Origin of the sequence: Mesorhizobium sp. L103C119B0 (genome assembly GCF_000502235.1) — a bacterium.
In the GTDB taxonomy this organism is placed as follows: domain Bacteria; phylum Pseudomonadota; class Alphaproteobacteria; order Rhizobiales; family Rhizobiaceae; genus Mesorhizobium.
In genome coordinates this window covers 77,546-91,934 of sequence record NZ_AYXE01000002.1, presented here as the reverse complement: position 1 = coordinate 91,934, position 14,389 = coordinate 77,546, and the positions used below count along the sequence as shown (strand labels likewise).

General features: G+C 64.1%; 17 protein-coding genes and 1 riboswitch. Of the genes, 3 read left to right on the top strand and 14 right to left on the bottom strand.

What is annotated here, in order from left to right:
• Nucleotides 1–17: 17 nt before the first annotated feature.
• From X728_RS163135 to X728_RS163165, 7 genes are all read right to left on the bottom strand, one after another.
• Nucleotides 18–599, bottom strand: coding sequence for an NAD(P)H-dependent oxidoreductase (locus X728_RS163135; protein WP_023690990.1), 582 nt, complete (start codon nt 597–599; stop codon nt 18–20).
• Nucleotides 599–1,180, bottom strand: coding sequence for an NAD(P)H-dependent oxidoreductase (locus tag X728_RS163140; RefSeq protein ID WP_023700354.1), 582 nt, complete (start codon nt 1,178–1,180; stop codon nt 599–601). Before X728_RS163140 ends, X728_RS163135 begins: the two co-directional genes overlap by 1 nt.
• A gap of 286 nt (nt 1,181–1,466) precedes the next feature.
• The gene (locus X728_RS163145; RefSeq protein ID WP_031194723.1) at nt 1,467–2,870 is read right to left on the bottom strand and encodes an FAD-binding oxidoreductase; all 1,404 of its coding nucleotides are present in this window, start codon (nt 2,868–2,870) and stop codon (nt 1,467–1,469) included.
• Nucleotides 2,870–4,171 (bottom strand): cytosine deaminase, encoded by a 1,302-nt coding sequence (locus tag X728_RS163150; RefSeq protein WP_023731930.1) that lies wholly within the window; start codon nt 4,169–4,171, stop codon nt 2,870–2,872. The genes X728_RS163145 and X728_RS163150 overlap by 1 nt, the downstream gene beginning before the upstream one ends.
• A gap of 199 nt (nt 4,172–4,370) precedes the next feature.
• Complete coding sequence (locus tag X728_RS163155; protein ID WP_023690276.1) at nt 4,371–5,222, bottom strand: ABC transporter permease; 852 nt, start codon at nt 5,220–5,222, stop codon at nt 4,371–4,373.
• A complete protein-coding gene (locus X728_RS163160) occupies nt 5,209–6,033 on the bottom strand; it encodes an ABC transporter ATP-binding protein (RefSeq protein WP_023830518.1) in 825 nt (274 codons plus the stop codon). The genes X728_RS163155 and X728_RS163160 overlap by 14 nt, the downstream gene beginning before the upstream one ends.
• Nucleotides 6,034–6,035: 2 nt before the next feature.
• Entirely contained in the window at nt 6,036–7,040 is a 1,005-nt protein-coding gene (locus X728_RS163165) for an ABC transporter substrate-binding protein (RefSeq protein WP_023670774.1), read from the bottom strand.
• Nucleotides 7,041–7,295: 255 nt separating this feature from the next.
• Between X728_RS163165 and X728_RS163170 the strand changes: the two genes are divergently transcribed.
• Both X728_RS163170 and X728_RS163175 read left to right on the top strand, forming a co-directional pair.
• Nucleotides 7,296–7,679, top strand: a complete 384-nt coding sequence (locus tag X728_RS163170; protein WP_023731928.1) for a RidA family protein — start codon at nt 7,296–7,298, stop codon at nt 7,677–7,679.
• A gap of 53 nt (nt 7,680–7,732) precedes the next feature.
• Nucleotides 7,733–8,536, top strand: coding sequence for a creatininase family protein (locus X728_RS163175; protein ID WP_023670776.1), 804 nt, complete (start codon nt 7,733–7,735; stop codon nt 8,534–8,536).
• A 9-nt stretch (nt 8,537–8,545) separates the two neighbouring features.
• Here X728_RS163175 and X728_RS163180 read toward each other — a convergent pair whose 3' ends face one another.
• Together X728_RS163180 and cobD are read right to left on the bottom strand one after the other, a co-directional pair.
• Nucleotides 8,546–9,055, bottom strand: coding sequence for a tyrosine phosphatase family protein (locus tag X728_RS163180; RefSeq protein ID WP_023746849.1), 510 nt, complete (start codon nt 9,053–9,055; stop codon nt 8,546–8,548).
• Nucleotides 9,052–10,107, bottom strand: a complete 1,056-nt coding sequence (gene cobD / locus X728_RS163185; protein WP_023830517.1) for a threonine-phosphate decarboxylase CobD — start codon at nt 10,105–10,107, stop codon at nt 9,052–9,054. The genes X728_RS163180 and cobD overlap by 4 nt, the downstream gene beginning before the upstream one ends.
• On the opposite strand from cobD, the gene cbiB reads away from it, so the two are divergent.
• On the top strand, nt 10,106–11,083 hold the full coding sequence (cbiB, locus tag X728_RS163190) for an adenosylcobinamide-phosphate synthase CbiB (RefSeq protein ID WP_023830516.1): 978 nt from the start codon (nt 10,106–10,108) through the stop codon (nt 11,081–11,083). The genes cobD and cbiB overlap by 2 nt on opposite strands.
• Before the next feature lie 134 nt (nt 11,084–11,217).
• On the opposite strand, the gene cobO is transcribed toward cbiB, so the two are convergent.
• The 5 genes from cobO to X728_RS163215 all read right to left on the bottom strand — a co-directional run bounded on the left by cobO (nt 11,218) and on the right by X728_RS163215 (nt 14,328).
• Entirely contained in the window at nt 11,218–11,832 is a 615-nt protein-coding gene (gene cobO, locus X728_RS163195; RefSeq protein ID WP_023830515.1) for a cob(I)yrinic acid a,c-diamide adenosyltransferase, read from the bottom strand.
• 1 nt (nt 11,833) lies between these two features.
• Entirely contained in the window at nt 11,834–12,346 is a 513-nt protein-coding gene (cobU, locus tag X728_RS163200; RefSeq protein ID WP_023710812.1) for a bifunctional adenosylcobinamide kinase/adenosylcobinamide-phosphate guanylyltransferase, read from the bottom strand.
• Nucleotides 12,339–13,142 (bottom strand): CbtA family protein, encoded by an 804-nt coding sequence (locus X728_RS163205; RefSeq protein WP_023670783.1) that lies wholly within the window; start codon nt 13,140–13,142, stop codon nt 12,339–12,341. Before X728_RS163205 ends, cobU begins: the two co-directional genes overlap by 8 nt.
• Nucleotides 13,143–13,157: 15 nt before the next feature.
• Nucleotides 13,158–13,337, bottom strand: coding sequence for a CbtB domain-containing protein (locus X728_RS163210; protein WP_023670784.1), 180 nt, complete (start codon nt 13,335–13,337; stop codon nt 13,158–13,160).
• A gap of 35 nt (nt 13,338–13,372) precedes the next feature.
• Nucleotides 13,373–13,568: riboswitch (cobalamin riboswitch) on the bottom strand.
• Nucleotides 13,569–13,635: 67 nt separating this feature from the next.
• Complete coding sequence (locus X728_RS163215) at nt 13,636–14,328, bottom strand: gamma-glutamylcyclotransferase (RefSeq protein WP_031203234.1); 693 nt, start codon at nt 14,326–14,328, stop codon at nt 13,636–13,638.
• Nucleotides 14,329–14,389: the final 61 nt, after the last annotated feature.

Here is a 14,389-nt window from a genome sequence, read left to right as displayed (position 1 = left end):
GGCGAGGGTGAAGAAGCTCAAAACCGCTCCAGCTTCGCCCGCACTTTCACCAGAAACGCCGCCCTCGTCCTTGGCGTCGAGGCGTCCATCAGGTAGTGCGCCAGGAAAAACGTCCGGCAGCGGCGGGCGCACAGCGCGCGCATACCGCGCAGCAAGGTCTTGCGGCCGGGCTGGCCGACGACGACGCTCCACCAGGTCGGCGCGCCGCAGGTGGTAATGACGCCGACCCTGGTGACATGTGTCATCAGCGACGTGATGCGCCCCTTGCCCAGCTTGAAGGCGACATCGGTCGCCCAGACCCGGTCGAGCCAGCCCTTCAGCATGGCCGGCAGCCCGTACCACCAGGTCGGATAGATGAACAGGATCGCCTCAGCCCAGGCGAGATGCTCGAAATGCGGTTTTAGGGCCGGATCCTCCGGCGCCCGCTCATTGTAGGCGCGTCGCTCTTCGCAGCCCATCACCGGATCGAATTTCTCCGCATAGAGGTCGAGCAGCCGCACCTCCCAGCCGCGTGCCTTCAGCACATCGACTGCGGCATCTCTGATGGCGGCGCAAAAGCTTTCGGGCACCGGATGGCAATAGACCACCAGCACGCGCATCAGAATTCATCCATCCCGGCCGCGACCTTGGCCATGAAGGCTGCCCGCGTCTCGTCGGTCGACAGGTTCATCGAATAATGAGCGAGGTAGGACACCGAGGCGCCGGGCCTGATCGTCGCGCGCAGCATCCGCTTGACCAATCTGCGTGGCGGATCGCCCATCAGCATGGCGCGGAAGCGGCTGCCGCCATAGGTGGTGACGGCGGTCAGCTTGCGGATGTTGTGGAGCGAAGGCTGCGCCTTGCCGTCGACCAATTTGAACGACACGCCGGGCAGAAACACGCGGTCGAAAAAGCCTTTCAGGATGGCCGGGAAGCCGTAGTTCCAGACGGGATATGACAGCACCAGCGCCTCGGCCTTGAGCAGCCGCTCGACATAGGGCGCGGCCGGGTCCGCAGGGCTGCGTTGGTTATGATAATCCAGCCTCTCCCCGCGCGTCAGCCTGGGGTCGAAATCCTCTGCATAGAGATCGCAATCGTCGACCTCATGGCCGGCGGCCGTCAGCCGCTCGACGATCGTGCGGTGCAGGCCTGCATTGAAGCTGGTCTCCACCGGGTGTGCGTAGAGGACGAGGACTTTCATGGGGAAATGCTTGCGAGGTGGGCGCGAGGCACCCCCCTCTGCCCTGCCGGGCATCTCCCCCGCAAGGGGGGAGATCGGACTGCCGCATCGCTTTCACTAATTGTCAGCGTGTCAGATTGGCCGCGGCGTTCAGGCTGCCAATCTCCCCCCTTGCGGGGGGTGAGAAGTGGTCGGCGAAGCCGATGGGAAGCCAATTGCTTGGCTTTCCAAACGACGAACGCCCGAAGCGGCAGCGTAGGGCCTGTGCCGGCAGGACAGAGGGGGGTGCTCAAGCTCAAACCTCTGCTCATTCTGCTTTCTGCAAACCCTTGAACAAAAAAGTCCGGCCCGAGCGATAGTCGTAATCCGGATTTTCCCAGGCGATCATCTTGCCGGGATTGAGCAGGCCTTGCGGATCGGTCTCGCGCTTGAAGGCGAGCTGGATTTCATCCGTCTGCTTCATGCCGCCCTCTTCCAGCGTGTAGCGGTGCGGGTTGAAGATCGGGCAGCCGTTCTCCTCATGCAGCCGGATGATTTCGTTGAGCCGCGCCTCGGTGGTGAATTTCACCAGCGGCAGGCCGAAGCAGGTGATGTTGCCGTCGAGGCGCACGAATTCGAGATGCGAAAAGACCTCGTTCGGAAACATCGCGTCCATCTTCTCCACCAGCGCCAGCTGGTTGGGAAACGGATAGAGCGATTGCAGATAGGTGATCGCGGGATCGACCCGCAGTGCCCTGAGCGTGGTGTGGTTCCACGCCAGTTCGAAGCCCGGCGGCAGGCCCTTTTTCTCTTCGTCCGTTGCCGTCGCCGCATTGAAGATGACTTCGCCGCCGGCGCGGCGGGTGAAGGCGAGGAACGCGTCTAGCCCATGCCGGGCAACCATGACGACGCAGATGCTTTGCCCGTCCCGGAAGAACTTCTGGTGGCGCTTGAAATAGAGCTGCGGCACGGGCGCGGCGATCGGCGTGATCAGCTTGGTCAGGATGCCGTCCTGGCGTGCCAGCGCGTTGCCGTAGCGGGCTGCCGGCATGAAAGCGTCGAAGCCGACGATCACGTCGATCCATTCATAGGCTGCAGTCAGCGGCATCTCGACCTCGGTGATGATGCCGTTGGTGCCATAGGCGTGGGTGACCTTGTGCAGGTCCTCGCCGGCGAGTTCGAGCGCCTTCGGCTTCGCCTCCATAGTGACGACGCGCAGGCGCAGCACATTGCCGAAATCACGCAGACCGCCGAAATTGATCGAGCCAACGCCGCCCGAGCCGCCGGCGATGAAGCCGCCGATCGAGGCGGTGTTGTAGGTCGACGGCGACAGCCGCAGTTCCTGCCCGGAATGCGCGCGCGTCGCTCTGTCGATGTCGGCGAGGATCGCGCCCGGCCCGGTGACGACGCGGCCCGGCGCTATGGCCTTGATCTCGTTCATCTCGGCAAGGTTCAAAACCACGCCGCCCGATAGCGGCATCGCCTGACCGTAATTGCCGGTGCCGCTGCCGCGCGGCGTCACCGGAACGCCATGACGGTGGCAAGCGGTAAGCACGCGGATCAGTTCGGCCTCGTTCCTGGGCGTCACGATCAGGTCGCCGGTGACGTGGTCGAGCTGCTGCTTCAGCACCGGGCTGTACCAGTAGAAGTCGCGGCTCTTCTGCTGGACGATGGCCGGATTGTCGTCGAGCTTTATCCCGTCGAGATCACGTTTGAGCGCCGAAACATCCATCATTCCACCATCAGTTCGTCGAGCTCGGCATAGTCGGGCAATTGCCTGTCGATCGCTCGGCCGTTGCGCACGACGATGCGATCCGATTCGGGCCGCGACAGCAATTCCGTCCAGCTCCGCCCTTTGAAGACGATGAAATCGGCGCTGCCACCAGCTGCCAGTGTCCCGACACCATCGAGCCGCATCACCTTGGCCGGCGTCGCCGCCACCGTCTGCGGCCAGTCGCCGACCGGATGGTCGAAATGCAGGATGCGCGTCGCCATGCGGTAGACCTCCAGCATGTCGAGATCGCCATAGGCATAGAAAGGATCGCGGGTGTTGTCGGAGGCGACCGCGACCGCAATGCCCCTCGCCTTCATCTCGTGCAGCAAGGTCACGCCGCGCCAGCGTGGCGTGGTCTGGTCGGCGCGCCGGTCCTGCAGATAGAGATTGCACATCGGCAGCGACACCACGGCAAGCTTGGCCTTGGCGACCTTGTCCAGCGTGTCGAGCACGTCGAGATCCGGCTGGCGCGCCAGCGAGCAGCAATGTCCCACCAGCATGTTGCCCTCAAAACCGTTCCAGAGTGCAGCCTCGGCAATCTTCTTCAGCGAGATCGCCGCGATGTCGTCGGTCTCGTCGGCGTGGAAATCGAGATCGAGCCCGTGCTTGTTCGCCTCGGCGAACACCTTGTCGAGAAGCTCTTCGAGATCCGGCACCATATAGGTGACGACGCCGAGCACGCCCTTGGCCGCAGCCACACGCTTGGCCAGCCTCTCGAACCACTTTCTGTCGCGCACGCCTTCGATGCCGAGCAGGCAGGCCGCCTGCAGCTCGATGCGGCCGCGCCATTTCTCCCGCATCGCCTCGAACACCGGCCAGGAGATTTCCTCCTGTGGCGGCACGCTGTCGAGATGAGTGCGCAAGGCCTTGGTGCCGTGCGCGTAGGCCGAGCGCAAAGAGAAATCCATGCGCCGCGCCACGTCCTCGGCGCTCCAGCGCGCTGCACGGTCGGCGCCGGTGGCATTGAGCGCGCCCATGAAACTGCCGTCGGGATTGGGTTTGCGCGGCCAGATCTGGCCCTTGTCGATATGGGTGTGGCAGTCGACGAAGCACGGCAGGATGATGCGGCCGGCAAGGTCGATGGCGGTGGCTGGCGCTTTTGATTTCTTGTGCGCGGCGATGCTGGAGAGCTTACCGTCGGCGACGGCGATGTCGGCCAGCGCGAAACCGTCGGTGTCGTAAGTGGGGGCAAGACCTGATGTCAGCGACCGGTGAAGGCGGACGTTGGTGAGATGGTACGAGCCAGAGGTCGGTATCAAGGACCGCCCCCCTCTGCCCTGCCGGGCATCTCCCCCTCAAGGGGGGAGATTGGCAGCTTTTCCGACAGCACCCGTCTTCCAACGTCGATAATTGGCGAAATCCCGGATGACGTCCAATCTCCCCCCTTGAGGGGGAGATGGCCGGCAGGCCAGAGGGGGGTGTTTCGCGCCAGCATCTCAATCACGTCACCCAACCCCCCTACCGCTCATGCTTCAGCGCGCTCTCGTGCCAGCGGCGCAGGATGAGATGCGACACGAGCGACAGCACCAGGAAGATCAATATGCCGGTGAGCGAGATCAGGATCAGCGCCGCGAAAAGCCTTGGCGCGTTGAGGCGGTAGCCGGCCTCGATGATGCGCGAGGCGAGCCCTGAGGATTGTCCCTGCGCGCCGGCGACGAACTCGGCCACCACGGCGCCGATCAGCGACAGACCGCCGGCGATCTTCAAGCCTCCTAGAAAATACGGCATGGCCGCCGGCAGTCTGAGATAGCGCAATTGCTGCCAGCGCGTCGCGCCGTTGAGCTTGAACATGTCGCGCAGATTGCGGTCGACCGAATTGAGGCCGAGCGTGGTGTTGGACAGGATCGGGAAGAACGCGACGATCCAGGCGCAAAGCAAAAGCTTCACCGTCTGGTTGTCCACATAGATGTTGATGAGCGGGAAGACCGCCACGATCGGCGTTACCTGCAGCACGATGGCGAAGGGAAAGAACGACATCTCCACCCATTTCGATTGCGCAAACAGCACCGCCAGTCCGACGCCGCCGACGACCGCGAGCAGCAGGCTGAGAAAGGTTATGCGCAACGTGACCAGCAGCGCGGAGAACAGGAGCCCGGCATCGCTATAGAGCGTCCACAGCACCACGCCGGGGCGCGGCAGAATATATTGCGGGATCGCGTTCCACACGCAGATGCGGTCCCACAGCCAGATCGCCAGGATCATGATCGCCAAAGGCAAGACCCACCGGCCGATCCGCTCCAGCCGCTCCTGGCGTACGCGGCCGGCCTCTTCCGCGTCGAGCGTTGCGGCATTCTGGTCAATGGCCGTCATGGTGCGGTCCGGCTGATGTGTTGATGGCGTTGACCAGGATGTCCGAGGCCTGGCGGCAGAGCGCGGCATAGTCGGGCGAGGTGCGAAACACCTCGTCGCGTGGATAGGCGGCATCGATTGCCAACTCGGCATGGACGCGGCCCGGCCGCGCCGCCATGACGACGACGCGGTTTGACAGGAACACGCTTTCGAAGACGCTGTGGGTGACGAAGACGACGGTGAAGCGCTCGTCCTGCCACAGCTCCAGAAGGTCGTTGTTGAGCTTGAAGCGGGTGATCTCGTCGAGTGCCGCGAACGGCTCGTCCATCAACAGAATGCGCGGCTTCGTCACCATGGCGCGTGCGATCGAGACGCGCATCTTCATGCCGCCGGAAAGCTCGCGCGGCACGGCGTTTTCGAAACCGGTCAGGTGCACCCGCTCCAGCATCTCCGTCACCACCGGCGCCGCCTTGGCACGCGACACGCCTTTCAGCCTGAGCGGCAGCCAGACATTGTCGAAGACATCGGCCCAAGGCAGCAGCGTCGGTTCCTGGAAGACGAAGCCGATATTGGCGCGGTCGATCGAACCGCCCCAGTCGAGCTGACCGGATGTCGGCGTCGACAGGCCCGCGATCAGCCTCAACGCCGTCGACTTGCCGCAGCCGGACGGCCCGAGCAGGCTGACAAAATCGCCCTCGCGGATGGCGAGATCGACGTCGCTCAATGCAGTCACGCCATTGGAAAACACCTTGCCGACATGGCGCAGCGTCAGCAGCATCGGGCCTTCACCCGATGCCGTCATGGGCGCCTGCGCCATCTTTTCCAGCTTCACGATTACTTCTTCAGCTCGATTCCGACACCTTTGTTGATGAAGGCCAGCGTATAGGCCTTCTTGATATCGATGCCCTCGGGCGTGACCTTGGCCTTGACCATCTTGTCATAGAAGCTCTTGATCCGGTCTTCGTTCATGGCGCCGATGCCGAGCTTTTCGGTGTCGCCGGAATCGGCCAGGCCGAACTTCTTCATCTGCTCGATCGAGAAGGCAATCTGCTCGTCGCTCATGTCGGGATTGTCTTTCTTGATCATCTCGTTGGCGGCCTTGTTGTCGCCGTAGAGGTAGTTGTACCAGCCCTTGGCCGAGCCATCGACGAAGCACTGGACCACCTCCGGCCGCTTGTCGATCGTGTCCTGCATCACCTCGATCGTCGTCGAATAGGTGTCCCAGCCATAGTCGGCGAGCAGGAACTGGTTGGGCACGAAGCCGCCTTCCTTCTTGACCGCAAAAGGTTCCGAGGTGACGTAACCCTGCTGGATCGACTTCTTGTTGGCCAGGAATGGAGCGGTGTTGTAGGTGTAGGGCACGCGCTTGGCGGCATCGAAACCGAGTTCGATGACCATCCACTGGAAGAAGGTCTGGACGCCCTCGTCGCCCAGAATGTACTGGTCGGCGTTCTTCAAATCCTCCCACTTGTCCAGCCCCTGCCCCGGGTGGGACATGATGACTTGAGGGTCCTTCTGGAAATCGGCGGCGACGACGCGCATCGGGATGCCCTGCTGGACGGCGTCGAAAGCCGACAGCAGATTGCCGCCCATGTAGAAATCGAGCTTGCCGGCCAGCAGCAGCGGCCGCCCGCTGACCTGCGGACCTCCCTGCGAAATCGTCACGTCGAGGCCACATGCAGCGTAGGTGCCGTCGGCGACGGCCTGGTAGTAGCCGCCATGCTCGGGCTCGGCCAGCCAGTTGGTGCCGAAGGTGACCTTCTCGTTTGCTGCCGCGCCGAACGTGCCGGCTCCAAGCAGCGCGACCGCAAGCGCTGAAATCTTCTGTTTTCCGTACATCGACACCACCCTTTGTTGGCTCCGGAGCGTCACGCGCCGGGCTCGACACCATTGATCCAAGAAGCAAGACACATGCCACCGCCCGGGCCGCCTGCTTGCGCGGCAGTCACTGCCAACACCGGACGGGTCATGCTGTGCGGGAGGCATCGTGCCTATTTTTTGGACGCCTGTCCACAATCGCCCTTGTGCCATGCACCACATCTTGAACGTACTATCGGTCACGTCTTAGGCTGGTCTCGCAGACAGGAGATTGCCATGTTCAGATACCTCGCGCCGAAGTCGATCAAGCCGCCTTTCGCCCGCTACAGCCACGGCGTCGAGGTGCCGCCAGGCAAGCGGCTGGTTCTGTGCTCCGGCCAGGTCGCCATCACGGCGGACGGCCAGATCCCCGAGGATGCCGGCGCGCAGGCCGAGCTCTGCTTTCAAAACATAGCGGCGATTCTGGCTGAAGCCGGGCTGGGGCTAGGCGACATCGTGCGCATAAACGCCTACGTCACCGACCGCGCCTTTCTGCGGCCCTATATGGACGTCCGCGACCGCTTGTTTGCCAGCCCCGCGCCCGCCTCGACGCTGATGATCGTGTCAGGCTTTGCGCGGCCGGAGTTCAAGGTCGAGGTCGAGGCGATTGCGGCTGGGTGATCGACAGGCGACGTTTGGCGCGCTAGGTCTCCCTCACAGTCAAGAGGCATGACATGACCGTTGCAAACAGACGCGTGTGGTGGGGCGACTACCGGACCACCGAATACGCCGCGATCGATCCGGAGGCGACGATTGCCGTGCTGCCGGTGGCGGCGATCGAGCAGCACGGCCCGCATCTGCCTGTATCAACCGATACCTCGATCATGAACGGCATGCTGGAGACGGTCATCGCCCGCCTGCCCGGCGATCTCGACATCCGCATCCTGCCGGTCCAAACGGTCGGCAAGTCGAACGAGCATCTGCAGGCGCCGGGCACGCTCACCCTGCCGGCGGCCACCCTGGTCGATGCCTGGACCGAGCTTGGCCTGTCCGTTGCCCGCGCAGGCGTAAGGAAACTGATCGTCGTCAACTCGCATGGCGGCAATGAAGAGATCATGGGCATCGTCACGCGCGAGCTGCGCGTGCGTGAGAGGATGCTGGCGGTGAAGACCAGCTGGCAGCGCTTCGGCCGCCCCGCCGGCATGTACACCGAGCTGGAAGACCGCCATGGCATCCATGGCGGCGACGTCGAGACCTCGTTGATGCTGCATTTTCGCCCGGAGTTAGTCGACATGGCCAAGGCCGACAATTTCGCCTCCAAGGTCGCCCGCGCCGAAACCGAATTTGCGCTGCTGCGCCACACCGGAACGCACGCTTTCGCCTGGATCGCTGGGGATCTCAACCCCAACGGCGTGGTCGGCGATGCCAGCATTGCCACGGCCGAGAAAGGCCGACTGACGGCGGAGCATCAGGCCGACGGCTTCATCACCCTGTTGAAGGATGTGCGCAAGGCGAAGCTTGCCGACTGGCTGGCATAGCGGGCCGCCTTAGCCGTCGATCTTCAACACGAAAGGCGTACCCTCAAAAGCATCGGCGCCCCGCCCGATCGCTTCGATCGCTTCGATCATGCGGCCTTGTCGTGAGAGCAGAGCATCCGCGACGGCGATCAACCGTGGATTGGGTGTCGCCGAGGGCGAAAGCTTCCGCAATGTCTGCGCAAGTTCGACTTCGTCGCGCTTCGGGGCGAGCGCCGCCGCAATGATATAGGCCGAGGCGGTCGAGCGGCTGATGCCGGCATAGCAATGGACGACCATGGGTTTGGCGCGGTCCCATTTCCGGGCAAAATCGAGCAGACTGCGCACATGGTCTTCGCCGGGCATGGTCATGCCGTCCTGCGCCACCGCGATGTCGTGCATGACCAGATGCAGGTGGTTTTCCCTCGCGATTGAGGCCGGCCGCGTCACCTCGGTGCCGGCAGCGAGCAGCGACAGCACGCGCTCGGCGCCGCTTTTGGCCACCGTCTCCTCAAGCTTTGCCAGCGAACAGATATGGATCATGGCGCGATCTCCTTCGACCCATCGTCGCGCCGTGCGCCCCAGTCGGCAAGCGCCGATTCAAGCCGCTGCCATTCCTCCTGACTTCCAGGCAGCCCCGCGCGGAGCACCTGGGGACGCTCGGAAAAATGCCTGAGCAATATGCCGCGCTCGCCGAGCGTCGAAAACAGCCCCGGTGCATCGGCAAGCCGGAGATAGCGAAACAGCGTCGTGCCGCCGGCGACAGCAACGCCAAAGCGCGAAAGCAGCGCATCGAGCCGCGCCGCATCCTGCGCCAGCCGCCGCCGCATGTCGGCCTGCCAGCCGCTGTCGGCAAGCGCGCGGATGCCGTATTCGAGCGCTGGGCCGGCGACCGCCCAAGGGCCGAATTGCGTTTCAAGCCTTTCGACCGTCGCTGCATCGGAAAGTGCGAAGCCGAGCCGCAGGCCGGCGAGACCGAAGAACTTGCCAAACGAGCGCAGCACGACGATGCCGCCCCGCCCGACATCGCCGGCCAGGCTTTCCGCGTGCGGGCCGACATCCATGAAGGCTTCGTCGACGACCAGCAGACCGCCTATGGCGCGCAATGTCTCGGCAAGCCGAAGCAGCCTTTCCCGCGACACGACTCGCCCGTCGGGATTGTTGGGATTGACGACGATGGCAATTTCGGCTCCGGCAAGCGCCTCGAAATCGTCGACCTCCGCCACCGCATGGCCGGCAATCGCGGCGGCCTTGGCATGCTCGGCATAGGTCGGCCCGAGCACCAGCGCCTTGCCGGGGCTGACCAGCGAGGCGACGCGCGGCAGCAGGATCTGCGTGCCCGGGGCGACCACCACATTCTCGGCCGAAGCCGCGCCATAGGCGCCGGCCGCGACCCTGGCCAGCTCACGCAGGCGCGCGGCCTCCGGCAATCGTGACAGGGCGGTGGCGGGCAGCTCGAAAAGCGGGTAGGAGTGCGGATTGATACCTGTCGAGAGATCGACGAAAGGTTGTGGCGCGTGAGGGAAGAGCGCCCTCGCCCGGCCAAGGGATCCACCGTGATCCACCACAGTAATCGCTCCATCAGAAAGCTTCATGTCGATCCTGATCGCTTTCCTGTCGCTGGCCATCGAACGCATCCTGGGTTACCCGGACTGGCTGTTCCGTGCCGTCGGCCATCCCGTCACCTGGTTCGGCAGGCTGATAGCCTTTCTCGACCTCAGGCTCAACCGCGACACTGATTCCGACGCGCTGCGTCGCCGCCGCGGCGCGCAGGCGCTGCTGGTGATCGTGCTGGTGCCGGCGGCAATCGCCTTCATCGTGCAAATCCTGCTCTGGCAGCTCTTTCCTGCCGGCATGATCATCACGGCAATCCTGGCCTCGTCGCTGCTGTCGCAAAAGAGCCTTACCGAACATGTCGAGGCGGTGGCCGATTCGCTGGATACCGGCGGGCTGGCGCTCGGCCGCATTGCGGTTGCGCGCATCGTCGGCCGCGATCCAGAGAAGCTCGACCATGCCGGCGTCAGCCGCGCCGCCATCGAAAGCCTGGCCGAGAATTTCTCCGACGGCATCGTTGCGCCCGCCTTCTGGACAGGTGTCTGCGGTCTGGCCGGCGGCGTCGCCTACAAGGCCGCCAACACCGCCGATTCGATGATCGGCCACCGCACCCCGCACCACGAGGCCTTCGGCCGCGCGGCGGCACTCTTCGACGACTGGATCAACCTGCCGGCGTCCCGGCTGACCGCGTTGCTGATCGTTGCCGCCGCCTTTCTCGTTCACGGCGCCGATCCCCGCAACGCTTGGCAAGCAATGCGGCGCGATGCCAAAAAGCACCGCTCACCCAATGCCGGTTGGCCGGAAGCAGCAATGGCCGGCGCACTCGGCCTGGCGCTCGCCGGCCCGCGCAGCTATGGCGGCGTCATCGTCGAGGACGCCTATATGGGCGAAGGCGGTAGGCGCGCGGCGGAAAGCCAGGACATCAGGCAGGCGCTGAAATTGTACCAGGTGGCGGACTATCTGCTGATTGGGCTGTTCGGGTTGCTGTCGGCTGTGCTTATCGCGGTGACGTTCTGAGAGCTTACCGTCGCCCTTCCTTTACCCTCCCCCTTGTGGGGAGGGTCGGCGCGAAGCGCCGGGGTGGGGGACTGCGACCTACGAGAACCCCCACCCCGATCCGCTTCGCGGATCGACCCTCCCCACGAAACCCCTCAAAACTCGATCCCCTGCTGCGCCTTCACGCCGGCCGAAAAATGATGCTTCGTCACGCCCATCTCCGTCACCAGATCCGCCGCCTCGACCAGCGCCGGCTTGGCGTTGCGGCCGGTGACGACGACATGCAGACCTTCGCGCCGCGCTTTCAGCGCCGCCACCACTCTGTAGAGATCGAGATAGTCGTAACGCAGCGCGATGTTCAGTTCGTCCAGCACGACGAGGCTGATCGAGGGATCGGCGATCAGTTCCAGCGCCTTGGCCCAGGCGGCTTCGGCCGCCTTAATGTCGCGCTTCAGATCCTGCGTCTCCCAGGTGAAACCCTCGCCCATCGTGTGCCAGACGACGCGGTCGCCAAACGCCGCGAAGGCATCCTTCTCGCCGGTGTGCCATTTGCCCTTGATGAACTGGACGATTCCGACGCGCTTGCCATAGCCGAGCATGCGCAGCGCCAGCCCGAAGGCAGCCGTGGTCTTGCCCTTGCCGGGTCCGGTGTTGACGATCAGCAGCCCCTTCTCGACCGTCTTTTCCGCGACCTCGGCGTCCTGCACCGCCTTGCGCTTGGCCATCTTGGCGCGATGGCGCTCTTCGTCTTTTGTGTCGATATCGGTCATCTCATTTCACCTTGAGCGGCAGCCCCGCCACCATCAGAAGCACCATATCAGCTACGACCGCGATCTGCTGGTTGAGCCGGCCGGCGGCATCGCGGAACCGGCGTGCCAGCGCATTGTCGGGCACGATGCCTTGTCCGACTTCGTTGGAGACCACGAACCACGGTCCGCGCGGCCGCGAAAGCACATCGGCCAGCCGCCGGCACTCCCCCTCCAGATCATGATCGGCCAGCATATGATTGGTCAGCCACAGCGTCAGGCAGTCGACAAGCACCGGCTGGTTGTCCGGCAATGCCTCGAGCGCACCGGCAAGATCAAGCGGGGCGTCGATGGTCGCCCACCCCTCGCCACGGCGCGAGCGGTGCTGCGCGATGCGCTCGCGCATTTCGCCGTCATAGGCTAGCGCGGTGGCGATATAAGCCCATGGCGGCAGCAACGCCGTCGCCAAAGTTTCGGCATGCGCGCTCTTGCCGGAGCGCGCACCGCCGATGATGAAGGTCAAACTGCGATCAGGCAAAGCTGTCGCGCAGGCTGGTCGCGGTGCCGGCGAAGCGCGCGCGCACTACACCGACAACTGCGCCGAGCACCAGCCAGAACACCAGATTGGTCAGCGTCACCGCCACCACGAACTGATGATGCAGGCCCTCCGGGATCGGCGTTACGAAACTGTCAGGCTGCGGCGCGCCGACAATATGCGGGGCGACGATCAGGACGACGGCGAGCACGGTCAGGGGCGCCGACGTGCGGAAGGTGATAAGGGCAAGACCGATCGCCGTTGTCATCACCGTTGCCCACCACCAGATCTGGCGCTGCATGAGATCGGCCGCCGGCATTGCCGGCAGTTCCGGCGGCAGGCCGAGGCCCGGCGCCAGCGTGAACACGGCAAAGCCGGCCAAGCCCCAGAACACGCCCTGGCGCCAGCTGCCGATGCCGCCGGCGAACTCGGAAACCGCCACCAGGACCAGCGCGAAGCCGATGCCGGTGACGATATTGGCGACGACACTGAAGGCGAAACGCTCGAAGCCGTCGGCCGGCGCCCAGCCTTCGTCCTCCGCCGGCGCGGCTGCTTCAGCCGGTGCTGCGCTGCTCACCGCATTTTCCGCCGGCGCGGCGGTGCTCATGGCATCGGTGTCCGCAGCGTTGGCGGCGGGCGCCGCGGCATGCTGATGCTCATGGCCGCCACCAGCCTTTTCGTAGACCTCCGCCTTGAGGATCAGCGGCACGGTGGCGTAGGCCTGCATGCAGGCGAGAGCGACACCCGCCACGAGCCCTGCGATCGCCGCGATGAACACGACGTTGCGAAACAGGTTCATGATGTCAGATCCTCGTCAGTGGCAGGGAAACGCCATCGAATGGCGATAGTCGTGCGCCGCATTGTGGACCGCATCGATATGCGAGAAACCGACAACGCCGACGACGAAAATGCCCAGAAACGCGCTAAGCACGAGCTGCATGAAGCGCGACTGCGAGGAGACGGATGCGCCGAGGGAGACGGAAGCGGTATTCATATCTTGTCCTTTCGCCCTCCACCCGAGGGCATCGAAGTCAGTTCCCTGTCGCCGGCAGGTCTCCTGGCTCGCGGATCAGCGCCCTTCCCCACCTTCCCGAGGAAAAATCCTCAGTGGCTTGGAGAGGACTACCGCACACAGTTGCGGGGGCAGCCACGGCATTGGGCAACAAGTCAGCCCTCACCGCATTCCCTCTTGGTCCCTAACGGAACCGACGACATGCATGACTATAGGCTGAAACGGCCGCATCCGGCAAACCAAATTCCGCCGGCCAACAGCGCGAATGCGCCATGCGGCGTTACGGGTTCAACGCGGTGATCCGCTCGGCAACCAGCCGCTGCAGCCGCCACAGATGGCGATCGTGAATGCCGCGCTCTTCAAGGTTTTTCACCGTGTTGTAGAGATAGTCGGCGCCCGACCCCCAGTGCCCGCAGGACGTTGCCAGCCTTTCGACGACCTTGCCCTCGTCGAGCGGCCCTGAATAGGTCAGGCCGTTGCGGTTGATGACGAAGGCCAATGCCCTGAGCGGTCCGGCCTCGCTTGCAAGCTTCAGCATGCGCGGCCGGTAGCTTGTCGGCTTCAGCGTGACTTCGCGCCGGAAAAGCCGGCCCAACTGCCCGCGCCGGTTACTTTCGGTCAGCCGGAAGGCGACGCCCTTGCATTGTCCGCCACGGTCCAGCGCCATCATCAGGCCGGGGCTGTCCTTGGTGCCGCGCCAGCGCGTCATGTTCATGCAAAAGGACCGATGCCAGCCGCGCGCCAGCGCAACGCGGTCCTCGACATAATCTATTTCCGGTTTCCAGATCAGCGATCCATAGCCGAACAGCCATAGCGGTTCGCTATCCGGGAGTTCGACCTGCAATTCATCCAGCAGCGCGTCATAGTCGGCGTCATCGAGATGCATCGCGTCCGGATCCGGCCCGGGGTCCCTGATCTCGCGCCAGCAGCGCGCGACCAGCTCCGGCGTAAGCGACATCTGTCGTGCGGCCAATTTCCGAATCCCCCCAATTTCCGAATGTCCCATGTCCACGACATGATTATGCGCCGCGCCT